The sequence below is a fragment of the Saccharopolyspora hordei genome (assembly GCF_013410345.1).
Lineage (GTDB): Bacteria > Actinomycetota > Actinomycetes > Mycobacteriales > Pseudonocardiaceae > Saccharopolyspora > Saccharopolyspora hordei.
The window spans coordinates 3,662,563-3,687,128 of sequence record NZ_JACCFJ010000001.1 but is presented as its reverse complement, the minus strand read 5'-3'; the positions used below and the strand labels follow the sequence as shown (position 1 = coordinate 3,687,128).

The window sequence follows — 24,566 nt, the reverse complement described above, 5'->3', positions numbered from 1 at the left end:
GGCGGGTGGTGCTCGACGCCGGTCGGCGTCCTCGGTCGCTCCCAGCATGCCAACCGCGCCCCGCGCTCGCCGGTAGCCCTGGTCAGGGCCGTGTCGCACCTGGCTCCCGGCTTTGACCCCCATACCCCCCTAGGGTATAAAGGGCGTGTGGGCGCGCCCCGTGGCGCGCAGGAGCGTGGAGAGGTGAACGCGGATGAGCCAGACGACCTACACCGTGACCGGCATGACCTGCCAGCACTGCGTGCTCTCGGTGACCGAGGAGGTCGGCGCGATCGAGGGCGTGACCGGCGTCCAGGTCGACCTGCCCACCGGGGCGGTCACGGTCACCAGTGACCGGGAGGTCAGCGCCGACCAGGTGCGCGCTGCTGTCGAAGAGGCCGGCTACCAGCTGGCCTCGTGAGCCGCGGGCCGCTGATCGTGAGGAAGTGACTGGCAGATGACCGAGGTGCACGACTCCGCTCCCGTCGCCGGGCGGCAGGTCGAACTGGCGATCAGCGGGATGACCTGCGCTTCGTGCGCAGCGCGGATCGAGCGGAAGCTGAACAAGCTCGACGGCGTCCAGGCCACCGTCAACTACGCCACCGAGAAGGCGACCGTCAGCGTCCCCGACGGGCTCGACCCGCAGCAGCTGGTCGACACCGTCGAGGCCGCGGGCTACCGCGCCACCCTGCCCGTGCGGGACGAGGAGGGCGCGGAGGAGGCCGACGACCCGACCCGCTCGCTGCGGCTGCGGCTGCTGGTGTCGGTGGTGCTGTCGGTGCCGGTGGTCGCGATGGCGATGGTCCCGGCGCTGCAGTTCCCCCACTGGCAGTGGGCCTCGCTGGTGCTGGCCACCCCGGTGGTGCTGTGGGGCGCGTGGCCGTTCCACCAGGCCACCTGGGCCAACCTGCGGCACGGCGCGGCCGCGATGGACACGCTCATCTCGATGGGCACGCTGGCGGCGTTCGCGTGGTCGCTGTACGCGCTGCTGTTCGGCACCGCCGGGACGCCCGGGACGACCCACGCGTTCGAGCTGACCGTCGGGCGGACGAGCGGGGACGGGGCGATCTACCTCGAGGTCGCCGCGGGCGTGACGAGCTTCGTCCTGGCCGGGCGGTACTTCGAGGCGCGCTCCAAGCGGCGGGCGGGCGCGGCGCTGCGGGCCCTGCTGGAGCTGGGCGCCAAGGACGTCGCGGTGCTGCGCGACGGGCGTGAGGTGCGCGTCCCGGTGGAGCGGCTGGCCGTGGGCGACCGGTTCGTGGTCCGCCCCGGCGAGAAGGTCGCCACCGACGGCGTGGTCGAGGAGGGCCGCTCGGCCGTCGACGCCAGCATGCTCACCGGCGAGTCCGTGCCGGTCGAGGTCGCGCCCGGCGACGGCGTCGTGGGCGCGACGGTCAACGCGGGCGGTCGGCTCGTGGTGCGGGCCACCCGCGTCGGGGCGGACACCCAGCTGGCGCGGATGGCCGCGCTCGTCGAGGAGGCCCAGACCGGCAAGGCGGCCGTGCAGCGGCTCGCGGACCGGATCTCCGCGGTGTTCGTGCCGGCGGTGATCGTGCTGGCGCTGGGCACGCTGGCGTTCTGGCTGCTCTCCGGCGGGACACCGACGGCGGCGTTCACCGCGGCGGTGGCCGTGCTCATCATCGCCTGCCCGTGCGCCCTCGGCCTGGCCACCCCGACCGCGCTGCTGGTCGGCACCGGGCGCGGCGCCCAGCTCGGCGTCCTCATCAAGGGGCCGGAGGTGCTGGAGTCCACCCGCCGGGTCGACACCGTCGTGCTGGACAAGACCGGCACCGTCACCACCGGCCAGATGGCGCTGGTCGACGTGCACGTGGCCGACGGGGAGGACGCCGAGGAGGTGCTGCGGCTGGCCGGGGCGCTGGAGCACGCCTCCGAGCACCCGATCGCCCAGGCCATCGCCCGCGGGGCGCAGGAGCGCGTGGGCGAGCTGCCCGCGGTCGAGGACTTCAGCAACGTCGAGGGCCTCGGCGTGCAGGGCGTCGTGGACGGGCGGGCGGTGCTCGTGGGACGCGCCGCGCTGCTGGCCGAGTGGAGCCTGCAGCTGCCCGCGGACCTGGCCGGGGCGAAGGCGGCGGCCGAGGAGCGGGGTCGCACCGCGGTCGCCGTCGGCTGGGACGGTGCCGTCCGCGCCGTGCTGGTCGTCGCCGACACCGTCAAGCCCACCTCCGCCGAGGCCGTCGCGCAGCTGCGCGAGCTGGGCCTGACCCCGGTGCTGCTCACCGGCGACAACGAGGCCGTGGCCCGCGCGGTGGCCGACGAGGTCGGCATCGAGGAGGTCGTCGCCGAGGTCTTGCCCGCGGACAAGGTCGACGTCGTCAAGCGCCTGCAGTCCGAGGGCAAGGTGGTGGCGATGGTCGGCGACGGGGTCAACGACGCCGCCGCCCTCGCCCAGGCCGACCTCGGCCTGGCCGTGGGCACCGGCACCGACGTCGCGATCGAGGCCAGCGACCTCACCCTCGTGCGCGGCGACCTGCGGCTGGCGGCCGACGCCATCCGGTTGTCCCGCCGGACCCTGCGCACCATCCGGGGCAACCTGTTCTGGGCGTTCGTCTACAACGTGGCCGCCTTGCCGCTGGCCGCCGCCGGGCTGCTCAACCCGATGATCGCCGGCGCGGCGATGGCGTTCAGCTCGGCGTTCGTGGTCGGCAACAGCCTGCGGTTGCGCGGTTTCCGCAGCGGCATCCCCGCCGCGCCGCAGGACTAGCGCGAGTCCCCGTCCGGTGCCCGTCGGACCCCGTGTCCGGCGGGCACCGCCGCGTGCGGGGGAGTGCCGCGGGGCGCGGAGTGGGTTACAACAGGGGCATGGCGGAGTTCAACGCGGCCGACCTGCAGCCAGGTGAGGTCCGGACCAAGGAGAACGGCGAGCGGCTGGGCCGCTCCGCCGGCGGGCACCTGGTGCAACTGCGCCGCCGGGTCTCCGGGCCGGGCTTCGCGGTCACGGTCGACGCCGAGCCGCGCCCGGGCGTGCCGACCGAGATGCTGACCCTGGAGTGGGCCTCGGCCAACGCCGCCTTCGACCGGTTCATGCGCACCTTCTGACCGCGCTGTCCAGGAGCCGAGCGCAAGACCTGCTGGGGCACGCCGCCGAGATCAGTGGTGCTGGCGGGCCTTGCTTCCGCCTGTCCGCGCGGCGAGCATTCGGGCACCTTCGCCACCCAGGCACCACCGGCCTCCGGGAGCCCGCATGCCGCACGCGTCGACCGGCCGTCTCCGGGTCCTCGTCGCGCTGCTCGCGGTGCTGTCCGTCCTCGGGTGCAGCACCCCGGACGAGAACGCCCCCGGCACCGCCGCCGGGCCCGTGCTGGAGACCTTCGAGGGCCTCGCCCCCGATCCGGTCGCCGCCGCGCTGCTCCCGGCCCGCGTCCGCGAGGCCGGTGCCCTCCACGTGGTCATGAACGTCTCCAGCGCGCCGACGAAGTTCTACGCCGAGGACAACACCACCATCGTCGGCCTCAACCCGGACCTGGCCCGCGCGATCGGCCGGGTGCTCGACATCCCGGTGGTGCTGCACGACGTCCCGCTGGACGGGATCATCCCCGGCCTGCAGGCACGGCGCTACGACCTGACGATCTCCAGCATGTCGCCGACGGCGAAGCGGCTGGAGGCGCTGGACATGGTGCGCTACGGCAGCTGGGGCAGCAGCGTCGCGGTCAAGGCCCGCAACCCGCTCGGGCTGGCACCGGACCGCTTGTGCGGCTCCAAGGTCGCCGTGCAGCAGGGGTCGATCCAGGAGTCCCAGCGGCTGCCGGAGCTCGACGCCGCCACCTGCCGCGGCGAGGACCCCATCGAACCGGTCGTGCTGCCCAGCCAGAACGACGCCCTGCTGCAGCTCGACAGCGGCCGGGTGGACGCGGTGTTCGCCGACTCGCCCGTGCTGGCCTACGCCCGGACCCAGGCGCCGGACTCCTTCGAGGTGATCGGCGAGCTCAACCGCAGCCCGATCACGATCGGCCTGCCGAAGGGCTCCGACCTCACCCCGGCCGTGCAGGCCGCGCTGCGCGCGCTCATGGCGGGCGGGAGCTACCAGCACATCTTCTTCCGGTGGGGCATGACCGCCAACGCCGTGCCCGAGCCGGTCCTGGAAGTCCCCGAGAGCCAGGAGCACCGATGACCACAGTGGACTCCGCGGTCGGTGGCCCCGACCTGGTGATCGTCAAGCGCCGCCGGCCCTGGCGGGCGGTCGGCACCGCCGTGCTCGTGCTGCTCGCGGCCGGGTTGGTGCACAGCCTGCTGACCAACGAGCAGTACGAGTGGGACGTCGTCGCCCAGTACCTCACCGCGCGCTCCATCGCCGCCGGCGCGCTGCTCACCGTGGAGCTCACCGCGCTCACCATGGTCCTGGGCCTGCTGCTGGGCATCGTGCTGGCCGTGATGCGGCTGTCCACCAGCACGCTCATCAGCGGCGCCGCAGCCGCCTACACCTGGTTCTTCCGCGGCACCCCGCTGCTGATCCAGCTGATCTTCTGGTTCAACCTCTCCGCGCTGTACCCGGTGCTGGAGCTGAAGGTCCCGTTCGGGCCGGTGCTGCTGTCCGGCAACGCCAACGTCATCATCACCCCGTTCGTCGCCGCGCTGCTCGGCCTGGCGCTCAACGAGGGCGCCTACATGGCCGAGATCGTGCGCGGCGGGTTGCTGGGCGTCGACCGCGGGCAGACCGAGGCGGCGCAGGCGCTGGGCATGGGGAAGCTGCACATCCTGCGCCGGATCGTCCTGCCGCAGGCCATGCGGATCATCGTCCCGCCGACGGCGAACCAGACGGTGGCCACGCTGAAGAACACCTCGCTGGTCAGCGTCCTCGGCGCGATGGACCTGATGCACAGCGCGCAGGTGATCTACTCCCGCACCTACCAGACCATGCCGCTGCTCATCGTCGCCGCGCTGTGGTACCTGGCGATGACGTCGGTGCTCACCGTCGTCCAGCACTACGTGGAACGCCACTACGGCAAGGGAGCGACGGCATGAGCCCGTTGGTCGAGCTCAAGGGCGTCCGCAAGTCGTTCGGCCCGGTGCAGGCGCTGCGCGGCGTCGACCTGACCGTGGAGCGGGGCGAGGTCTGCTGCCTCATCGGCCCCAGCGGCTGCGGCAAGTCCACCCTGCTGCGCTGCATCAACCACCTCGAGCGCGTCGACGCCGGCGAGGTCCGGGTGGACGGTGACTGGATCGGCTACCGCCGCAACGGCACCAAGCTGGTGGAACTGCCCGAACGCGACATCGCCCGGCAGCGCGCCGAGATCGGCATGGTGTTCCAGCGGTTCCACCTCTTCCCGCACCTGACGGTGCTGGAGAACCTCGTGGAAGCGCCCTGCCGGGTGCGGGGCGAACCGCGCGACGAGGCGGTCGAGCGGGCGCGCGGCCTGCTCGACCGCGTGGGGCTCGCCGCGCGGGAGGACGCCTATCCCGCGCAGCTGTCCGGCGGGCAGCAGCAGCGCGTGGCCATCGCCCGGGCGCTGGCCATGCGGCCCAAGGTGATGCTGTTCGACGAACCGACCTCGGCGCTGGACCCGGAGCTGGTCGGCGAGGTGCTGGCGACCATGCGCGACCTGGCCGCGGACGGCATGACCATGCTGGTGGTGACGCACGAGATCGGATTCGCCCGGGAAGTGGCGGGCACGCTGGTGTTCATGGACGAGGGGACCGTCGTCGAGCGCGGCGACCCGCGCGAGGTCATCGCCGCACCGCAGCACGAGCGCACCAGGTCGTTCCTGTCGAAGGTGCTCTGACCGCACCCCGACCGACACGCAGCACCCAACCCGGAGGAGAGGCGGCACATGAGCGCAGTCGGACTGGACGCCGAGGTCGGCATCGTCGGCACCGGCACGATGGGCAGCATGCTCGCCTGGCAGCTCGCCCGGCGCGGTGTCCCGGTGCTGGCGTTCGAGCAGTTCTCGCCCGGGCACGACCGGGGCGCGGTCGGCGGCGAGACCCGGTTGTTCCGGCTGGCCTACGCCGAGGGACGCGAGTACGTGCCGCTGCTGCGGGACTCCTTGCGGCTGTGGCGGGAGCTCGAGGACGAGTCCGGGGCGCGGATCCTGACCCAGTGCGGCGGACTGGCGATCGGCGACGCCGACGGCGACTACATCGCCGGGCTGCTCGCCAACGCCCGCGCCACCGGGGTGCCGGTGCGCGTGCTCAGCGCCGCCGAAGCTGCCGAGCGCTACCCGCAGCACGCCCTCGGCGACGGCGAGGTCGCCGTGCTCGACGAGCAGGCCGGGTTCCTGCGCTGCGAGCAGGCGGTGCTCAGCGCCGCCCGCGTCGCCGAGCGGGCCGGGGCCGCGGTGCTGCGCCACACCGAGGTCACCGACCTCGTCGAGCACGACGACGGGGTGCAGGTGCGCACCGCGGGCGGCGCGACGCACCGGGTCGGGCAGGTCGTGGTCGCCGCCGGGTCGTGGTCCGGGCGGTTCCTGCCGGACCGGCTGGCCGGTGTCGTCCAGTCGCACCGCGTGCTGCTCAGCTGGTTCGGCACCGACGACATCGACGCCTACCGGCCCGAGAGGTTCCCGATCTTCATCCACCACCGCGGCGCGCTGCACGTCTACGGCGTGCCGACGGTCGACGACGTCATGGTCAAGGTCGCCGGTGCGGTCACCGCGCACCCGGTGCCCGCGCCGGACGCCGTGGAGCGGCGGCACAGCGCGGAGGAGGTCCACCGGATCGCCGCAGCGGTGGGGGAGTTGCTGCCCGGCCTGCACCCGGAGCCGATCCGCACCGACGCCTTCACCGACCTCTACACCACCGACGGCCGTCCCCTCGTCGGGCGCGTCAGCGACCGGGTCGTGGTGACCACCGGGCACTCCGGGCGCGGTTTCAAGTACGCGCCGGGGATGGCGGCGGTGGTGGCCGACGTGCTGTCCGGGGCCGCCCACCCGGACCGCGCCTTCCTCTCGCCGGACCGGTTCTGACCGGCGCCGGCGGAGCGGTTTCGGTCTCCGGCGGGGCGGGGTACAGCGAGGGCACCCTGCCCCGTCTCCGGAGGGATCGACATGACCACCGCGCGCGACATCATGCACGCAGGCGCCCAGTGCGTGAACGAGGACGACAGCTTGTACACGGCCGCGCGGATGATGCGCGACCTCAACGTCGGATCGCTGCCGATCTGCGGGAAGGACGACCGGTTGCACGGCATCATCACCGACCGCGACATCGTCGTGCGGTGTTGCGCGGAAGGCCGCAACCCGGCCGAGGTGAAGGCCGGTGAACTCGCCCAGGGCAAGCCGTACTGGGTCGAGGCCGGATCGGACGTCAGTGCGGTGCTGGACATGATGGAGCAGCACCAGATCCGCCGGGTCCCGGTGATCGACGCGCACCGGCTGGTCGGCATGATCAGCGAGGCCGACCTGGCCCGCCACCTCACCGACGACCAGCTGGCGCACTTCGTCGAGAGCGTCTACGCGGCCCGATGACGACCGAGGCGCAGCACCCGGCCGGTGCGGCCGGGCGCTGCGCCCTGCGCTTCGGGGAGCGCCCGCCCGGCGCGCTCTCTATCCTGGTCAGTGCCCTCCTCGGGTGACCAGGGCGAAGGGGGGAACGAGATGACGACACGGGTGTTCGTGGTCGACGACCACGACGTGATCCGCCGCGGCATCGCTGCGCTGGTCGGCGCGGAGGACGACCTGGAACTGGTCGGCGAGGCCGCCAGCGTCGCCGAGGCGCTGGCCTGGGTGCCCAAGGCCGACCCGAACGTCGCGGTGCTCGACGTGCGTCTCCCCGACGGCAACGGGGTGGAGCTGTGCCGGGAACTGCAGTCGCAGCTGCCCGGGCTGCGCTGCCTCATGCTCACCTCGTTCGACGACCACGACGCCCTCATGGACGCGATCATGGCCGGTGCCGCGGGGTTCGTGCTCAAGGGCGTGGTCAGCCAGGACCTGGTCAAGGCCATCCGCACCGCCGGTGCCGGCGAGTCGCTGCTGAGCCCGCAGAAGACCGAGGCGATGCTGGCCTGGCTGCGCAAGGAGCAGGAGAAGGCGGACCCGCTGCGCGTGCTGACCTCGCGCGAACGTGAGGTCCTGGAGCTCATCGGTGAGGGGCTCACCAACCGCGAGATCGCCAAGCGCATGTTCCTGGCGGAGAAGACCATCAAGAACTACGTGTCACAGATGCTGGCCAAGCTGTCGATGCGGCACCGCAGCGAAGCGGCCGTGCTGGCGACCGAACTGCGACTCGACCGGGATTCGCGCGGCAAGCGCTGAGCGCGGCGGGGAGGGCCGTGATGTCGACACGACCGCCGGAGGCCGCGGCCGCGGAACTGGTGGCCGCGCCGCGGATGAGCGAAGACGCGATGCTGACCAGGCTCGTCATGGCCATGCGGGAGCTGCGGGACGGCAACTTCCGGCGCCGCCTGCTGCCCGCCGGTGGCGGTCTGGTCGGTGAGATCGCCACGGTGTTCAACGAACTGGCCGAGCGCAACCAGGTGCTCGTCAGCGAGCTCCAGCGGGTCAGCGCCGCCGCCGACCGCGGCGACTGGCCGATCGAGCCGATCGACCTCGACGGGCTCGGCCAGGGTGGGTGGGCGGTGGCGGCGAACTCGGTCAACGGCGTGCTGGGCAACCTGCTGGCCCCGATGGCCGAGCTCAACCGGGTGCTGGCCGCGCTGACCCGCGGTGACCTCACGCAGCGGATGCCGCGCCGTGGGACCGACGGCCAGCTGCCCGGCGAGATGGCCGGGCTGAGCGCCGCGGTCAACGAGATGCTCGACCAGCTCTCGGTGTTCTCCCATGAGATCATCCGCATCGCGCGGGAGATCGGCACCGAGGGCAAGCTCGGCGGCCAGGTGGAGGTGCCCGGTCTGCGGGGCACGTGGCGGGAGATGGCCGACGCGGTCAACGGCATGGCCTCCGACCTCACCGGGCAGGTGCGCGACATCTCCCACGTGGCCAAGGCCGTCGCCGCCGGCGACCTGTCCAAGAAGATCACCGTCAAGGTCTCGGGCGAGATCCTGGAGCTGAAGAACACCATCAACACGATGGTCGACCAGCTCTCCGCGTTCACCGGCGAGGTCACCCGGGTGGCGCGCGAGGTGGCCAACGAGGGGCGGCTGGGCGGTCAGGCGGAGGTGCCCAACGTCGCGGGCACGTGGAAGGACCTCACCGACAACGTCAACTTCATGGCCCGCAACCTGACCAACCAGGTGCGCAGCATCGCGCAGGTGGCCACCGCGGTGGCGCGGGGCGACCTGTCGAAGAAGATCGACGTGGACGCCCGCGGGGAGATCCTGGAGCTGAAGAACACCATCAACACGATGGTCGACCAGCTCTCCGCGTTCGCCGACGAGGTCACCCGGGTGGCCCGCGAGGTCGGCACCGAGGGCAAGTTGGGCGGCCAGGCGCGGGTGCACGGCGTGGCCGGCACCTGGAAGGACCTGACCGACAACGTCAACATCATGGCCGACAACCTGACCAACCAGGTGCGCAGCATCGCGCAGGTGGCCACCGCGGTGGCCGGGGGCGACCTGTCCAAGAAGATCACCGTGGAGGCCAAGGGCGAGGTCGCCGCGCTGGCCGAGACGATCAACGGGATGGTCGAGACGCTGCGCGCCTTCGCCGAGCAGGTCACCCTGGTGGCCCGCGAGGTCGGCACCGAGGGCATCCTCGGCGGCCAGGCCCGGGTGCCCAACGTCGCGGGCACCTGGAAGGACCTCACCGACAACGTCAACCTGATGGCCCGCAACCTGACCAACCAGGTGCGCAACATCGCCCAGGTGACCACCGCGGTGGCGCGGGGCGACCTGTCGAAGAAGATCGACGTGGACGCCCGCGGGGAGATCCTGGAGCTGAAGACGACCATCAACACGATGGTCGACCAGCTCTCCGCCTTCGCCTCCGAGGTCACCCGGGTGGCCCGCGAGGTCGGCACCGAGGGCAAGCTCGGCGGCCAGGCCGAGGTGGCCGACGTCTCCGGCACCTGGAGGCGGCTCACCGAGAGCGTCAACCGGCTCGCCGGCAACCTCACCACCCAGGTCCGCGCCATCGCGCAGGTGGCCACCGCGGTCACCGAAGGCGACCTGACCCGGCAGATCACCGTGGACGCCTCCGGCGAGGTCGCCGAGCTCAAGGACAACATCAACGCGATGATCAACACCTTGAAGGAGACCACCCGGGCCAACCAGGAGCAGGACTGGCTCAAGACCAACCTGGCCCGGGTGTCGGCGTTGATGCAGGGCCAGCACGACCTGGACGCCCTCGCGCGGCTGATCCTGAGCGAGCTGGCACCGCTGGTGTCGGCCCAGTACGCCGGGTTCTTCCTGCGCCGGACCGACGAGGACGGCCGGGACGTCCTGGAGCGCACGGCGACCTACGGCCGCCCGCGGGGCGAGGACGCCCCACCGCGCTTCGAGCTGGGCGAATCGCTCGTCGGCCAGGTCGCGGTCGACCGCAAGTCGATCGTGGTCAACGGCGCGCCACCCGACCACATCCGGATCAGCACCGGGCTCTGCGAGATGTCGCCGAGCAACGTGGCGATCGTGCCGGTGCTGTTCGAGGGCGAGGTGCTCGGCGTCATCGAGCTCGCCTCGGTCACCGAGTTCACCGCGCTGCACCTGGACCTGCTGGAGCGGCTGAAGGAGACCATCGGCGTCGACGTCAACACCATCCTGGTCAACTCGCGCACCGAGGCGCTGCTGGCCGAGTCCCAGCACCTGGCTGCCGAGCTGCGGGCCCGCTCCGAGCAGTTGCAGCAGCAGCAGACCGAGCTGCAGCGGTCCAACACCGAGCTGGAGGAGAAGGCCGCGCTGCTGGCCAGCCGCAACCGCGACATCGAGCTCAAGAACATCGAGATCGAGCAGGCCCGGCAGGAGCTCGAGGAGCGCGCCCGGCAGCTGTCCCAGGCCTCGGCCTACAAGTCCGAGTTCCTGGCCAACATGTCGCACGAGCTGCGCACCCCGCTCAACAGCGTGCTGATCCTGGCCAAGCTGCTCGCCGACAACATGGAGGGCAACCTCACCCCGCAGCAGGTGGACCTGGCCAAGACGGTGCACCAGGCCGGGTCGGACCTGCTGCAGCTGATCAACGACGTGCTCGACCTGTCCAAGGTGGAAGCCGGGCAGATGCACCTGCTGCCGGAGGACGTGGAGCTGGCCGACCTCGCCGCGCACGTCGAGTCGCTGTACCAGCCGCTGGCGGCGGACAAGGGACTGGACTTCGAGGTCGTCGTGTCGCCGTCGGCGCCGCCCACGGTGCGCACCGACCGCAGCCGGCTGGAGCAGATCCTGCGCAACCTGCTGTCCAACGCGGTGAAGTTCACCGACAAGGGTCGGGTCGAGCTGCGGATCCGGCTGGCCCAGCCCACCGAGGTCACCGAGAAGGACCTGCGGCGGGCCAAGCAGCGGCTGGCGTTCTCGGTCCGCGACACCGGCATCGGCATCCCGTCGGACAAGCTCAACCTGATCTTCGAGGCGTTCCAGCAGGTGGACGGCACGACGGTGCGCAAGTACGGCGGCACCGGGCTGGGCCTGTCGATCAGCCGGGAGCTCACCGCGCTGCTGGGCGGGGAGCTGCAGGTGCGCAGCGAACCCGGCCAGGGCAGCACCTTCACCCTCTACCTGCCGGTCGAGGACGGGGCCCCCGCGACGACGGGCTCGGCGGCTCCGGAGCGGCCGGTCACCCGGACGCACCCGCCGAGCGAAGCCGAGATCAGCATCGACGTCTCCGCGGAGGGCATCGACCCACCGATGCGCTCCACCGAACTGCTCCGGCAGGAGCGCCCCCACCACCGGCGGCGCCCGAGCGAGCCCGAGCAGCACACCGCACCGCGCTTCAACGGGGAGAAGGTGCTGGTGGTCGATGACGACCAGCGCAGCGTGCAGGCGATCCGGACCCTGCTGGAGCAGCACGGGCTGCAGGTGGTGCACGCCGACAACGCCGTGGCCGGGCTCAACGCGCTGCAGCAGCACGGCGACGTGATGATCGTGCTGATGGACGTGATGATGCCGGACATGGACGGCAACGCCACGATCCGCCTCATCCGGGAGATGCCGCGCTACCGGGACCTGACGATCATCGCGGTGACGGCGAAGGCGATGAAGGGCGACCGGGAGCAGAGCCTGGCCGCCGGTGCCACTGAGTGCCTGACCAAGCCGGTCGACGTGGACCAGCTGCTGGAGCTGCTCTCCGAGCACCTGCCCGCCGGTATCACCGCAGACGAGGAACCGCCCGAGTCCGGGTGAGCACGCTCAGTCGACCTGCTCGGACTCCTCGCAGGGGGTGGTCGGCAGGTCCGCGAGCTGCTCGCGGAAGCGCTGCGCCCACACCAGGTCGCGCACGAAGGTCGCGTCGTAGTGGTCGATGCCGTGCGGTTCAGCCATGGCGGCTCCCAACGTCGCTTGCTCGCAGGCTGCCCGACCCACGATAGACCCCGGCGGAACGGCGGGATCCGGCGGTTCCGTGACCTCCGGGGCCGCTGTGGCGCACGTGCCCGGCGGGGCGCTGTCCGGTCCCGCCGGGCACGGTGCGCACGGTGGAAATCACATCGTCGGGTCCTTCGGCCCTGGCGCGACCAGCTCCGGCTCCCGCTCGGGAGAGACCAGCGGGTCCTGCCGCAGCTCCTTCCACAGCGACACCGCCAGGCCGACCATCACCAGCACGAACGGCGCCGCCATGACGATCACCGTGTCCTGCAGCGCGTCCAGGCCCCCGGCGAGCAGCAGGACGATCGCGGTCAGCCCGGTGAGCCCGCCCCACAGCGCCAGCACCGACGTCCGGGGCCGCGCCGCGCCGCCGGAGGAGAGCATGCTCAGCACGTAGGTGTTGGCGTCGGCGCCGGAGACGAAGAACAGCACCACCAGCAGCATCGCGATCACCGAGGTCACCGCGGGCCACGGCAGCGTCTCCAGCATGGCGAAGATCGCGTTGTTCGAGTCGGCGGCCGCGGCTTGGGCGATCTGCCCGCCCTCGAAGGAGTCGTGGAAGATCGCCGCCCCGCCGAAGGTGGCGAACCAGAGGAAGAACACCGCGCTGGGCACGCCGAGCACCGCCAGCACGAACTCCCGGATGGTGCGGCCCTTCGAGATGCGTGCCAGGAACACGCCCACGAAGGCGCCCCACGAGATCCACCAGGCCAGCATGAAGTAGGTCCAGCTCTGCATCCAGCCGAGCTCGCCGAAGGTCCCGGTGCGCAGGCTCATCGGGACGAAGTCGCCGACGTACTGGCCCAGCGACTCCGCGAGCAGGTTGAGCACGAACCCGGTCGGCCCGAGCACGAGCACGAAGCCGAACAGCACCGCGGTCAGTCCCATGCTCGACTCGCTGAGGAAGCGGATGCCCTTGTGCAGGCCGGTGATCGCGGAGAGCGTGAACAGCAGGGTGACCACGGCGATGATCACGATCTCGGTGGCGGTCCCGCCGGGCAGGCCGAACACGCGGGCCAGGCCGCCGTTGATCTGCAGCGCGCCCAGGCCGAGCGAGGTGGTGGTGCCGAACAGCGTCGCGAAGATCGCCAGCACGTCCACGGTCTTCCCGAGCGGGCCGTCGACGCGGGCGCCGAACAGCGGCCGCAGCATCGGGCTGATCAGGCCGGTGCGCCCCTTGCGGTGGGTCGAGTAGCCCAGCGCGATGCCGAACACCGCGAAGATCGCCCAGGCGTGCAGGCCCCAGTCGAAGAACGAGTACTGCATGGCGACCACGGCCGCGTGCTTGCTGCCCGGCTCGGCCAGGTCGTGCGGCGGGTCGACGAAGTGCGTGATCGGCTCGGACACGCCGTAGGAGACCAGCCCGATGCCCATCACGGCGGCGAGGATCATCGACAGCCAGCTGACCGTGCCGAACTCCGGGCGGTCGCTGTCCGCGCCGAGCCGGATCCGCCCGTACCGGCTGCACGCCAGCACCAGCAGGAACCCGAACACGGCGAGGCTGGCCAGCAGGTACACCCAGCCGAAGGTGCCGGTGATCCAGTCCAGCGCGGCCTGGGTGGCCGCGCCGAGGCTGTCGGTGAACAGCGTCGCCCACAGCACGAAGACCGCGCACAGCGCGACCGAGGTGTAGAAGACGGTGCCGAGGCGGTCCGGCGGGGACGATGGCGAGCTGGTTCGCGCCATGGTGGGGAAACTCCAGAAGCGTGGCTCCCCGGTCCGGGCGCGCGACTGCGGGCGCTGGACGTCCGGACGTCAGGGGAGGGTGGGAAGCGCCGCGGGGACCGGACGGCGCGTCAGGCGCCTCCACGGTGGGCGCAGTGTGGGACTGGTCGAAGCTCTTCCTGTTGCGTCGCGGCCGGAGGCCCGCTGGGCCTCGCTGCAGGCGGCGGAGGCGTGCCGCGTGGGAGGGGACCCGCCGCCGGGTGCAAGACCTTACCGCAGGGTAGGTGCGTGATCCGATCAGCCCCGCTGCCGTTGCGTGTTCCGAACGCGGCAGGGCGCAGCATTGCGCGAATCGCGCAGACGTGTCTATGGTGATCCGCGTCGGCGCGGTGGGGGAGCGGCGGGTGGCCGAAACGGGTTGTGGCGCACAGAAGAGCAGGTGACCATGGGATCGCGAGTGCTGGTGGTGGCGGACGACCTCAGTGGTGCCGGTGACTCCGGTGTCCCCTTCGCGTTGCGCGAAATGCGCACGTTGCTGGCGCTGGAGGACATCGGGGACGCCGAAGTCTTCGTCGCCGACACCGACAGCAGGCACGTGGCCCCGCAGACGGCGGCGGAGCGGGTCGCCGCGGTGCTGCGCGACCACGCCGACGGCCGGGTCGTGTTCAAGAAGGTCGACTCGACGCTGCGCGGCAACCTCGCCGCCGAGGTCGGCGAGCTCGTGGCGCACGCCGACGGCGCCGGGGTGCTGGTGTGCCCGGCCGCGCCGGCGATGGGCCGGACCGTGCTCGGCGGGGTCGTGCACGTCAACGGGGTCCCCCTGCACCACACCGAGGCGTGGGCCGCGGAACCGGGCCAGCCACCGGCGGACATCGCCTCGGCGCTCGAGCCGTTGACGGTCAAGCACGTGGCGCTCGCCTCCATCCGGGGTGACGTCCGCGCGCTGCGGGAGCGGTTGAGCGCCCTGCTCGCCGAGGCCGACGTCGTGGTCTGCGACGCCGTGGCGGAGTGCGACCTGCACGCTGTCGTGTCCGCCGGGATGGCCGCACCGCGCCAGCCGCGCTGGGTGGGTGCGGCGGGTCTGGCCGACGCCCTCGCCGAGCACCTGCGGCCGGGGCGCGAGGTGGAACCGCCGAAGCCGGTGCACGGGCACGCGCTCACCGTGGTCGGCAGCGCCAGCGGTGTCGCGCGCGAGCAGGCCGAGTTCCTGGCCGAGCACGTGCCGCACGTCCGGCGCTTGCCGGTGCGCAACCTGCTCGACGCCAACGCCGCCGCGCTGGCCCGGATGTCCGAGCAGGTGCGCGACGCGCTGGAGACCGGCGACGTCGTGGTCACCGTGGACGGACCGGTGGACCCCAGCGTGGCCCGGAGACTGAACACCGCGCTGGCCGAGGTGTGCGCGCCCGCGGCCAGCGGAGCGTCGCTGCTGGTGCTCACCGGTGGCGAGACCGCCCGGGCGGTGCTGAGCCGCCGCGGGGTCACCGGGTTGCGGCTGCTCAACGAGCTCGAACCGGGCGTGGTGCTGGCGCGCACCGAACCGCACCCGGGGCACGTGATCACCAAGGCCGGGGGCTTCGGCACGCGGGAGACGCTGCACCGCGCGATCAGCGCGGTCCGCGCCCGCGTCCGCGATCGGGTCCGCGACCGCGTCCTCTGCTGAGACCGGGGACCTGGACGGTCCACACTGGACCGGTCCGGTGTGGACCGGTGGGCTAGAGCAGCTGGATGTCCTCGATGCGCCAGCGGTCCTCGACGCGCAGCAGGGTCATCTGCATCCGGTTGCGGTCGATGCGGGGCTCGGGGTTGTTCACGTTGGTGATCTCCTGGTCGACGAACAGGGTCACCACGGCGCGCTGCTGATCGGCCTCGGCGACGCCGGCCGCGAGCACCGTCCCCCTCGACACCGCGCGGTTCTGCTTGATCAGCTCGGTCAGGCTCGTGCTGATCTCCCGGTACTGCTCGGCGAACCGGCCGTGCGCGTTGGCGGTGACGGTGGCGAAGTTCCGGTCCAGGTCGGTGAAGTCGTAGGTGGCCAGGTCCGCGGCGTAGGTGCGTGCCGCGTCCAGCGCGGTGCGCCGCGCCTCGTCGACCGCGCGGGCCTGCTGCAGCTGGACCACGGAGACGACCAGCGCGGCGACGACGGCGAGGCCCAGGACGAGGGCGGTCAGCACCCCGCGGTGGCGGACGAGCGTGCGGAGCAGCGTGGTGCCGGTGGAGCTGTCGGTCATCAGCGGACTCCTTGCAGCGGAACGGAATACCAGGATCGCGGGCCGAGGACGGTGGCTTGGCCGCCCGCGGTGCCGAGCTGCAGACCTGCCGGGGTGTCGCCGGTGGCCGGGTCGTAGGTGGTCATCGCCGGGCGCGGGGCGTTCGCCGCGCCGCGCTGGCTGAGGTCCGGTCGGTCCGCCGGGCAGTGCCAGCGCAGGTCCGCCTCGCGCGGCTCCACGCGGGTGGGCGAGCGGCGTTCCGTCCCGCTGGCGCAGATCGGGCCCTGGGTGGCGACGAGGTGGAGGTCCGCGGCGTCGCCGTGCACCACCCCGCCCAGGCCGGACAGCGCCTGCGGCAGCGAGATGAGCAGCTGGTCCAGGGCGGGGCCGCGGACCGTGACGATCTGGCCGGTGGTGACCAGGTTGCCCAGCAGCGCCGTGGTGGCCGGGTCGGTGCGGGCGAACAGGTCGGTGAGGCGCCGGGTGGTGCTGGGTGCGGTGTCGAGGAGCTGCTCGACCTGCGGCTGGTGCTCGCGGACCTGCCCGGCCAGCGAGCGCAGCCCGGCGGCGAGCTCGCGGATCCGGTCGCCGTCGGGCCCGGTCAGCCGGCGGCTGCTGCTGACCAGCCGGTCCAGCTGCGGTCGGTGCTCGCGGACGGTGTCGAGCAGGACCGCGGTGCCGTCCAGGATGCGGGTCAGCTCGGGACCCGTGCCCGCCAGCCCGGTGGCGAGCGCCTCGGTGACCGCCGCGACGTCGTCCGGGCGGAGCTGCTCGCTCAGCTCGGTGAAGTGCACCAGCAGGGTGTCCAGCGGGACCGGGCGCCGGGTGCGCGCGGCGTCGATGGTGCTGCCGTCGTGCAGGTACGGCCCGGAGTCGCTGGCGGGTTGCAGGTCCACGGTCTGCAGCGCCAGGGGAGTGGCCGTGCTGATCACCGCGGTGCTGTCGGCCGGGACCAGCGTGCCGGGGTGCAGCGCGAGCTCCACCGCAGCCCCGCCGGGGTCCAGGCGCACCTCGGAGACGGTGCCGACGACCACGCCCCGGTAGGTGACCTGCGAGCTCGGCGCGATCGCGGCCGCGTCGGGCGTGCGCACGGTGACCCGGACCGGGCTGCGCAGCGCTCCCGGCCCCGCGACGTTGGTGATCACGTAGGAGGTGCAGGCGACGCTGATCACCAGGAACAGCGCCAGCTGGGCCAGGACGAGGCGGCGGTTCACCGGGTCCCTCCGCGCAGGATCGAGTCGACGCCGCCGGAGGCGGGCGGCGGCAGGGGCGTCCCGGGGGCGAGCAGCTGCGCCACCGTGCCCGGCACGTCGAGCGCCCCGTCGAACAGCACGTGGTCGCCGGGCGTGGCCTGCTGGAGCAGGTCGAAGAAGCGGCGCAGCGACCCGGTGGTGGTGGCCAGGTCCTGGTCGAGGGAGCGCAGGTCGTCCAGCACCGGCCGGACCTGCTCGACCTGCCGGGTCAGCGACTCGTCGGTGGCGTCCACCAGCGCGGCGGTGGCGGTGCTCAGCCTGGCGGTGCTGTCCAGCAGCGCGGTGAACCGGTCCCGTTCGGCCAGCAGCACGTCGATCGCCGGCCGCGCCCCGGTCATCGCCTCGTCCAGCGAGGCCTGGGCCTCGGCCAGGTGCTGCGAGGTCGCGTGCACCGAGTCGATGAGCCGGGTGATCTCGGCCCGGTGCCGGTCCAGGGAGCCGAGGTCGCCCTCCAACTGCTCCAGCAGGTCGCGGACCTGCTGCTCGCGGCCGCCGAGCGCGGTGTTCAGCTCGGTGACGACGGTGCGGGCCTGGTCGAGCCCGGCGCCGTTGAGCAGGGTGCTCGCCGCGGCCAGCGCGTTCTCCACGTCCGGGCCGCGCGCGGTCTGCTCGAGCGGGATGACCGAGCCGTCGGTGAGCACCGGTCCGTCCGATGTGGCCGGTGGGCGCAGGACCACGAACTCCTCGCCCAGCGGGGAGGAGAGCTCCAGCCGCGCCGTGGTGCCGGCCGGCAACCGCACCCCCGGGTCGAGGTCGAGCTCGACGAGCGCGTGGAAGTCCTCGGTGCTGATGCCGGACACCCGGCCCACCACGGCCTGGCCCAGCCGCACCGCGCCGCCCATCGGCAGGCGGCCGACGTCGCTGAACACCGCGGTGACCTGGTAGCCGGACCCGCCCGCCCCGAGCGGCAGGTCCTGCAGGCCGAGCCCGCACGAGGTGGTCAGCAGCACGGCCCCGAACGCCAGGCGCTTCACCGGTCACCTCCGAGCAACGCGCGCAGCGGATCGATGTCCGGCGGGAACGAGACCGGGTTGGTGATGCCCGCCCCGGTGCACAGCGGCAGCGGCAGCGCGCGGCACAGCCGGGCGGTGGCGTCCAGCTGGCTGAGGTTGCTGGAGACCGACAACCGCAGCCGCAGCCGCTCGTCCGGCGTGACGGCGCGGGTGAAGTTGTCCATCGCCAGCGGCATCGTGTCCAGCGCCTCGGCGAGCTCCTGCTGCCGCGACGCCAGGGTGCCGGCGAGGCGGTTCAGCTGCTCGACGTCGCCGCCGAGCTGGTCACCGTGCCGCCGCACGAGGTCGTCGACGACGACCAAGACCTCGGACAGCCGGGTGAGCGCGTCACCGGTCTCGGCCTGCTGCTCCCGGAAGTCCGCCCCGGCCTGCGCGGTGGCGGCGGCCAGCGCGTCCACCGTGTCCTGGTGCTGCACCAGCAGCTGGACCAGCTGGTCGAGGTCGTCCAGCACCGGCCCCAGGTCGCCGCTGCCGTCGGCCAGCACCTCGCTGGCCCGCGACAGCTCGGTGATCGCAGCGCGCAGCTGCGGCCCGCGCCCGCCGAGCGAGTCCGCCCCGCTGCGCAGCAGCCGGTCGAGCACCCCGGGGTCCCCCGCGGTGGGGCCGAGCGCGGCCAGCAGCGTGTCCAGCGACGCGGCCAGCTGGTCGAAGCGGATCGGGGAGTGGGTGCGCTCCACCGGGATCAGCGCCCCGTCGGCCAGCCTTGGACCGCCGGTGTGTGCCGGCCCGAGCTCGACGTAGCGGTCGCTGATGATCGCCGGGCTCATGATGTGGGCGTGCGCGTCGGCGGGCAGCGCGGTGTCGGCGGGCACGCTCATCCGCACCCGCACCGTCGCGCCCCGCGGTTCCACGGACTCCACCCGCCCGACCGGCACCCCGAGGATCGCCACCCGGCTGCCGGGGAAGATCCCGTCGGCGAAGGTGAAGTCGGCGGCCACCTCGAGCCGGGGTCGCGGCCCGAGCAGCGTGAACCACCCGCCGGTGACCAGCACGGCGAGCACGCAGCAGACGATCACGGCCTGACGGGTCATCGGCACCCCTCGAGCAGTCCGGCGGCGCACAGCACGTTGTCGGGGACCGGGCCCAGCGGGGCCGAGACGTCGACCCACGGCCCGTTCCCGCTGGCGTTGGCCAGGTAGCGGCCCACCGGGCCGATCCGCTGCAGGCTTGCGTCGATGGCCCGGTCGTTGCGCTCCAGGGAGTCGGTGAGCGCGTGCAGGTCGGCCAGCAGCGGGTCCAGGACGTCGCGGTTGTCCACGGCCAGCCGGTGCAGGTGGTCGACCGCGGTGTGCACGTCGGTGATGAGCTGCCGCACCACGGCCCGGCGCTGCTGGAGCGTGTCGACCACCAGCTGCGCGTCGCCGAGCAGCGCCACCAGGGTGTCCTGCTGCTCGACCAGCGTCGTGGTCAGGGTGCGGGTGCTGCGCAGCAGGCCCTGCAGCTGCGCGTGGTGGTCACCGAGGACCGCCGAGGCCGCCGCCACCCCGTCGAGGGCGCGCCCCAGCAGCTCCGGGTCCTGCGGCGTCACCTCCTCCACCGAGCGGATCATGGCGCGCAGCGCCGTCAGGTCGAGGCCGTCGGCGGTGGACTGGGCGTCGGCCTGCAGCTCGTCGAGGCTGTAGGGCACCGAGGTCCGCTCCAGCGGGATCGTCCCGCCGGGGGCGAGCCGGCCGGGGCCGGCGGTGTCCACGCTGAGGTACCGGGTGCCCAGCACGGTGCGCAGCTTGACGGCGGCCCGCGTGGCCCCGCCCAGGGTGTGCGCGTCGTCGAGCCGGAAGGTGACGCGCACCCGGTCCCCGGCCAGCGCGACCTCGGTCACCCGGCCCGACGGCACCCCGGCGAGCACCACCTGGGTGCCTTCGGTGAGCCCGGCGGCGTTGGCGAACTCGGCGTGGTACTCGTCGGTCCGCCACCGGAACAGCAGCCGGGGCACGGTCGCCGAGGCCGCCAGCACGAGCAGCACCACGACCGCCCCGACCGCGCCGTTGAGCAGGACCTTCCTCATCGGCACACCCCCGAGTGCGGGCCCGCGCCGAGGTCGACCTGCACGCGGTCGACGGACACGCTGAGGTTGCAGAGGTAGACGTTGACCCAGGACCCGTAGCTCGCCGCCCGGCCCAGGGTGTTGAGGAACGCGGGCAGCTCCTGCACGGCGCCGTCGATCTGGGCCTGCTCGCGCACCAGCATCGCGGTGACCTCCCGCGCCGAGCGCACGTCGCGGGACAGCTCCGGCCCGAGGCCGTCGAGCAGGTCCGCGAGCGAGCCGGCCACCTCGGCGCCGCTGTCGACGGCGGCGGCGATCGACTCCCGGCTGGCCGCCGTCTCCGCCGCCAGCCGCCCGAGCCCGTCCACGAGCGCGCGCAGGTCCTCGCGCCGCTGCTGCAGCGTGCCCAGCACCGCGCCCAGGTCGTCGACCACCTCTCGGAGCACCTGGTCGCGGGCGGACACCGTGCTGGTCAGCGACACGATCCTGCTCAGCAGCGCGGACACGGTGCCGCCCTCGCCCTGGAAGACCGCGACGATCTCGCCGGCCAGCTGGTTGACCTGCGCGGGTTCGAGCGTGTCGAACAGCGGCTTGAACCCGTTGAGCAGCGCGGTGAGGTCCAGGGCGGGCCGGGTCCGCTCGAGCGGGATCGTCGCGCCCGGCGGCAGCGGCGGCCCGCCCCGCCCGGGTGTCAGGGTGAGCGCGCGAGCTCCGGTGAGGTCGGCGTAGCGGATCACGGCGAGCCCGGTGGCCGGGACCGGCTGCTCGGCGAGGACCTCGAAGTCGACCTCGGCGAGCCCGTCGCGCGCGGCGACCGCGGTCACCGTCCCCACCCGGACCCCGGCCACGGTCACCTCGCTTCCCGGCTGCAGCCCGGTGACGTCGGTGAACACCGCGCGGTAGGGCACCGTCCGGCCGGTCACCGGGTCGGTGAGCGTGTTGAGCACGACCACGCCGCAGAACAGCGACACGACGACGAAGGCGGCGAACTGGAGAGCGGGCTTCACGGCGTGACGACCTCCGTTCCGCGCACGATCGGGCCGAGCAGCAGCCCCAGCGCGTCGGTGGCGGGCGGTCGTCCGGGCAGCAGCGGCGCGAGCCGGCGCAGCGCCTCGCGCTCCTGCGGCCCGCCGACCGGGCCGATGGGCCCGCGCGGTCGGGCGTCGCGGCAGTTCGGCCCGGCGGCGCCGGGGTAGCGCGGGCAGTCCTCGGGTCCGTAGGGGTACGGCCGGTGCAGCGTCAGGGACAGCCGGATCCGGAAGCGCCCGCTGGACAGCGCGCGGTTCGCCCCGTCGAGGAAGGCGTCCACCCCGTCCACGCTCCGGCGCACCGCGTCCGGGTGGCGACCCAGCACGCCGGCGACCGGGTCGGTCGAGCGCACCAGCTGGACGACCCGCCGGCCGTTGGCGTCGACGAACCGCTGCGCCTGCTCGGTGAGCGCCAGCCCGGCACCGAGCAGGTCGCCGATGTCCTGCTGCCGCTGCACGACGGTGCGGGACAGCGCGACGGCGTCGTCCAGCGCCCGCACCGCGTCCGGTGCCGCGGCGGCGACGTCCTCGGCCAGCGCGGTGAGGTCGGCCAGGTCGTCGCCGGTCAGCGGGGGGTCCGCGGTGAGCTGCGCAGCGTCGTCGAGGACGTCGCCCAGCTGCTCGCCGCGTCCGCGCAGCGCCTCGGCGAGGGCGGCGAGCGCGACCTGCAGCTGCGCCGGGCGCAGCGAGTCGACGAGCTCGTGGAGGCGGCTGTAGGCGTGGTAGAGCTGCATCGTCGGCCGGGAGTCGTCGGCGGCGAGCTCGGTGCCGGGGGCCAGCGTCGTGCCGTCGGGGGTCGCCGGGGCGACGAGGTCGAGGTACTGGTCGCCGAACACGGTGCGCGGCATCAGCCGGACCCGCACGCCGCTCGGGACTCGGGCGACGCTGTCCGGTTCCACCCGCAGCGTCAGCCGGGAGCCGTGGAGGCTGGGCTCGACCGCCGCCAGCCGGCCGACCCGCACCCCGCGGAACTGCACCGGGGTGTCCGGCCGGATGAGCCCGGCCTCGGCCGGCAGCACCGTGGTGACTTCGGGCTTCGCGCGCAGCGCGCCCGCCCCGCCGAGGACGATCAGCACCGCCACCAGGGCCAGCACCAGCAGGCCCGCCGTCCCGCGCAGTGCGAGCGTCCGGCGTGCTCGGGTCCCCAGCGGCTCGATCATGGTCACGTCCCCAACGCCGGCACGGTCGGCCGCACGCCCCAGAACGCGATGCTCAGCAGCACGTCGGCGACGGTGATGGTCACGATGCTGGTCCGCAGCGCGCGCCCGGCCGCCTTGCCCACGCCGTCCGGGCCGCCGCTGGCGAAGTAGCCGTGGGCGCAGTGCACCAGCGTCACCACGACCGCGAAGGCGACGGCCTTGACCAGCGAGAAGAACACGTCGTCGGCGGTGAGCACGAGCCGGAACCAGTAGTTGTAGGTGCCTTCGGAGACGCCGTTGAGCTGCACCACCGCGACCCCGGTGGCCAGGTAGGAGGCGAACAGGCCCACCAGGTACAGCGGGACCACGGAGAGGAACGCCGCCACCACCCGGGTGCTGACCAGGTAGGGCAGCGACCGCACCGACATCACCTCCAGGGCGTCGATCTCCTCGGAGATGCGCATCGCCCCCAGCTGCGCGGTGAAGCCGGTGCCGACCTTGGCGGCGAGCGCGATGCTGGCCACCAGCGGCGCGATCTCGCGGGTGTTGACCACGGCGGCGGCCAGGCCGGTCATCGGCGACAGGCCGAGCAGGTCCAGCCCGCGGTAGCCCTCCAGGCCGACCTGGGTGCTCGAGACGAACGACATCGCGAACACCACGCCGATCGTGCCGCCCCCGGCCAGCAGCGAGGCCGATCCGAGGCTGATCTCGCCGACCAATCGCGCCACGTCGCGCCGGTAGCGCGCCAGCGCGTGCGGGACACCGGAGAGGGCCTTGAGGTAGCAGGTGAAGTGCAGACCCGCGGCGGCCAGCAGGTCCACCGCGAACCTCGTGCGTTGCCGAGCCGCCATCAGTAGTCGCCCTTCGCCGGGACCAGGACCGGGTAGAGCTCGGTGATGACCGCGTTCGCGACGAAGACGAGCACGAACGAGATCACCACGGCCTCGTTGACGGCGGTGGCCACCCCGCCGGGGCCGCCCTTGGTGGTGAGCCCCTTGAAGCAGGACACCAGCGCGGCCAGCACCGCGAACACCGCGGCCTTGACCAGCGCCACGACGAAGTCCGGAACGCGGGAGAACTGGGTCAGGGTGCGCAGGAACGCCCCCGGCGCGTCGCCGAGCACCAGCACCTGGAACAGGAACGTGGTGCTGATGCCGACGAGCAGCACGATGCAGGCCAGCAGGGCGTTGACCACGACCGCGGCGACCACCCGGGGCACGACCAGCCGTTCCACGACCGGCAGCCCCATCACCTCCAGGGCGTCGACCTCCTCGCGGATCGTGCGGGCGCCGAGGTCCGCGCACATCGCCGAGCCGCCGATGCCGGAGATCATGAGCGCGCAGATCAGCGGGGCGGCCTGGCCGACGATGACGAACGCCACCACCGCGCCGCCGTAGCCCTGGGCGCCGAGCTGCCCGGCCAGCGAACCCACGTTGAGCGCCACGACGACGCCCAGCGGGATGGTCACCAGCAGCGCCGGCAGGGTGGTGACCGAGGCCAGGAACGTCGCTTGCCGCAGGAACTCCCCGACGTTGAACCGCGCCCGGCGGACGGTCCGGGCGGCGGCCCCGGCGGTGCGCACCGCGAAGTCCACCAGCAGTCCGGCTTGCAGCAGCGCGTCGGCGATCGGGCCGCGTGCGGCGGGCGGTTCCCGGTGCATCCGGCATCCCTCCGGCGTCGAGGTGCCTGCAGGTCCACGAACGAGCGCACGGCCGGGGTCGGTGCGGGCGGTGGTGAGGAGAACCCGATCGGCCGAGCCGGGCCGCGCGCCGGGACCGGACCGCCGGGCACTCGCGCGGCGCAGCCCGTCGACTCCTTCAGACCGGTCCCCGCGGCGGGCCGGTTCGGCCGCCGAGCGGCGGGGTGGCGCGGGGGTGTGCCGGAGGAGGGGAGGGCGGGTCCGGCGTCTGGCCGGCTCCGATCACGGCGCGTTCCCTTCG

At 73.1% G+C, this 24,566-nt stretch carries 22 protein-coding genes; 11 read left to right on the top strand and 11 right to left on the bottom strand.

Annotated features, from left to right (window positions below; all coding sequences use genetic code 11):
* Positions 1-193 precede the first annotated feature (193 nt).
* From HNR68_RS16880 to HNR68_RS16835, 10 genes are all read left to right on the top strand, one after another.
* Positions 194-400 (top strand): heavy-metal-associated domain-containing protein, encoded by a 207-nt coding sequence (locus HNR68_RS16880; protein ID WP_179722287.1) that lies wholly within the window; start codon positions 194-196, stop codon positions 398-400.
* A gap of 36 nt (positions 401-436) precedes the next feature.
* Positions 437-2,701 (top strand): heavy metal translocating P-type ATPase, encoded by a 2,265-nt coding sequence (locus HNR68_RS16875; RefSeq protein WP_179722285.1) that lies wholly within the window; start codon positions 437-439, stop codon positions 2,699-2,701.
* 98 nt (positions 2,702-2,799) lie between these two features.
* Positions 2,800-3,036: a hypothetical protein gene (locus tag HNR68_RS16870; RefSeq protein ID WP_218888330.1), complete on the top strand. Its 237-nt coding sequence runs from the start codon at positions 2,800-2,802 to the stop codon at positions 3,034-3,036.
* A gap of 145 nt (positions 3,037-3,181) precedes the next feature.
* Entirely contained in the window at positions 3,182-4,108 is a 927-nt protein-coding gene (locus tag HNR68_RS16865) for an ABC transporter substrate-binding protein (RefSeq protein ID WP_179722281.1), read from the top strand.
* A complete protein-coding gene (locus HNR68_RS16860; RefSeq protein ID WP_179722279.1) occupies positions 4,105-4,959 on the top strand; it encodes an amino acid ABC transporter permease in 855 nt (284 codons plus the stop codon). The genes HNR68_RS16865 and HNR68_RS16860 overlap by 4 nt, the downstream gene beginning before the upstream one ends.
* Positions 4,956-5,717, top strand: a complete 762-nt coding sequence (locus HNR68_RS16855) for an amino acid ABC transporter ATP-binding protein (RefSeq protein WP_218888329.1) — start codon at positions 4,956-4,958, stop codon at positions 5,715-5,717. Before HNR68_RS16860 ends, HNR68_RS16855 begins: the two co-directional genes overlap by 4 nt.
* Positions 5,718-5,765: 48 nt before the next feature.
* A complete protein-coding gene (gene solA / locus HNR68_RS16850; protein WP_179722277.1) occupies positions 5,766-6,899 on the top strand; it encodes an N-methyl-L-tryptophan oxidase in 1,134 nt (377 codons plus the stop codon).
* Between the two features lie 81 nt (positions 6,900-6,980).
* Positions 6,981-7,400 (top strand): CBS domain-containing protein, encoded by a 420-nt coding sequence (locus HNR68_RS16845; protein ID WP_179722275.1) that lies wholly within the window; start codon positions 6,981-6,983, stop codon positions 7,398-7,400.
* Positions 7,401-7,529: 129 nt separating this feature from the next.
* Complete coding sequence (locus HNR68_RS16840) at positions 7,530-8,186, top strand: response regulator (RefSeq protein WP_179722273.1); 657 nt, start codon at positions 7,530-7,532, stop codon at positions 8,184-8,186.
* Between the two features lie 20 nt (positions 8,187-8,206).
* Positions 8,207-12,157, top strand: coding sequence for a HAMP domain-containing protein (locus tag HNR68_RS16835; RefSeq protein ID WP_179722271.1), 3,951 nt, complete (start codon positions 8,207-8,209; stop codon positions 12,155-12,157).
* Between the two features lie 6 nt (positions 12,158-12,163).
* On the opposite strand, the gene HNR68_RS27230 is transcribed toward HNR68_RS16835, so the two are convergent.
* Positions 12,164-12,295, bottom strand: coding sequence for a hypothetical protein (locus HNR68_RS27230; RefSeq protein ID WP_281377461.1), 132 nt, complete (start codon positions 12,293-12,295; stop codon positions 12,164-12,166).
* 159 nt (positions 12,296-12,454) lie between these two features.
* Entirely contained in the window at positions 12,455-14,023 is a 1,569-nt protein-coding gene (locus HNR68_RS16830; RefSeq protein ID WP_179722269.1) for a BCCT family transporter, read from the bottom strand.
* Positions 14,024-14,447: 424 nt separating this feature from the next.
* Here HNR68_RS16830 and HNR68_RS16825 point away from each other — a divergent pair, with 424 nt between their 5' ends.
* Complete coding sequence (locus HNR68_RS16825) at positions 14,448-15,662, top strand: four-carbon acid sugar kinase family protein (RefSeq protein WP_179722267.1); 1,215 nt, start codon at positions 14,448-14,450, stop codon at positions 15,660-15,662.
* Positions 15,663-15,714: 52 nt separating this feature from the next.
* Here HNR68_RS16825 and HNR68_RS16820 read toward each other — a convergent pair whose 3' ends face one another.
* Genes HNR68_RS16820 through HNR68_RS16780 form a run of 9 tightly spaced genes read right to left on the bottom strand, consistent with a single transcriptional unit; the run spans position 15,715 to position 24,286 of the window.
* Positions 15,715-16,230, bottom strand: coding sequence for a hypothetical protein (locus HNR68_RS16820; RefSeq protein ID WP_179722265.1), 516 nt, complete (start codon positions 16,228-16,230; stop codon positions 15,715-15,717).
* Complete coding sequence (locus HNR68_RS16815) at positions 16,230-17,423, bottom strand: MCE family protein (protein WP_179722263.1); 1,194 nt, start codon at positions 17,421-17,423, stop codon at positions 16,230-16,232. Before HNR68_RS16815 ends, HNR68_RS16820 begins: the two co-directional genes overlap by 1 nt.
* A complete protein-coding gene (locus HNR68_RS16810; RefSeq protein ID WP_179722261.1) occupies positions 17,420-18,436 on the bottom strand; it encodes an MCE family protein in 1,017 nt (338 codons plus the stop codon). Before HNR68_RS16810 ends, HNR68_RS16815 begins: the two co-directional genes overlap by 4 nt.
* Positions 18,433-19,506, bottom strand: coding sequence for an MCE family protein (locus HNR68_RS16805; protein ID WP_179722258.1), 1,074 nt, complete (start codon positions 19,504-19,506; stop codon positions 18,433-18,435). Before HNR68_RS16805 ends, HNR68_RS16810 begins: the two co-directional genes overlap by 4 nt.
* Positions 19,503-20,480, bottom strand: coding sequence for an MCE family protein (locus tag HNR68_RS16800; protein WP_179722256.1), 978 nt, complete (start codon positions 20,478-20,480; stop codon positions 19,503-19,505). Before HNR68_RS16800 ends, HNR68_RS16805 begins: the two co-directional genes overlap by 4 nt.
* Positions 20,477-21,466 (bottom strand): MCE family protein, encoded by a 990-nt coding sequence (locus HNR68_RS16795; RefSeq protein WP_179722254.1) that lies wholly within the window; start codon positions 21,464-21,466, stop codon positions 20,477-20,479. Before HNR68_RS16795 ends, HNR68_RS16800 begins: the two co-directional genes overlap by 4 nt.
* Positions 21,463-22,647 carry an MCE family protein gene (locus HNR68_RS16790; RefSeq protein ID WP_179722252.1) on the bottom strand — a complete coding sequence of 395 codons (1,185 nt, stop codon included), beginning with the start codon at positions 22,645-22,647 and terminating at the stop codon, positions 21,463-21,465. The genes HNR68_RS16795 and HNR68_RS16790 overlap by 4 nt, the downstream gene beginning before the upstream one ends.
* 2 nt (positions 22,648-22,649) lie before the next feature.
* Positions 22,650-23,477, bottom strand: coding sequence for an ABC transporter permease (locus tag HNR68_RS16785; RefSeq protein WP_179722250.1), 828 nt, complete (start codon positions 23,475-23,477; stop codon positions 22,650-22,652).
* Positions 23,477-24,286: an ABC transporter permease gene (locus tag HNR68_RS16780; protein WP_179722248.1), complete on the bottom strand. Its 810-nt coding sequence runs from the start codon at positions 24,284-24,286 to the stop codon at positions 23,477-23,479. The genes HNR68_RS16785 and HNR68_RS16780 overlap by 1 nt, the downstream gene beginning before the upstream one ends.
* Between the last annotated feature and the right edge of the window lie 280 nt (positions 24,287-24,566).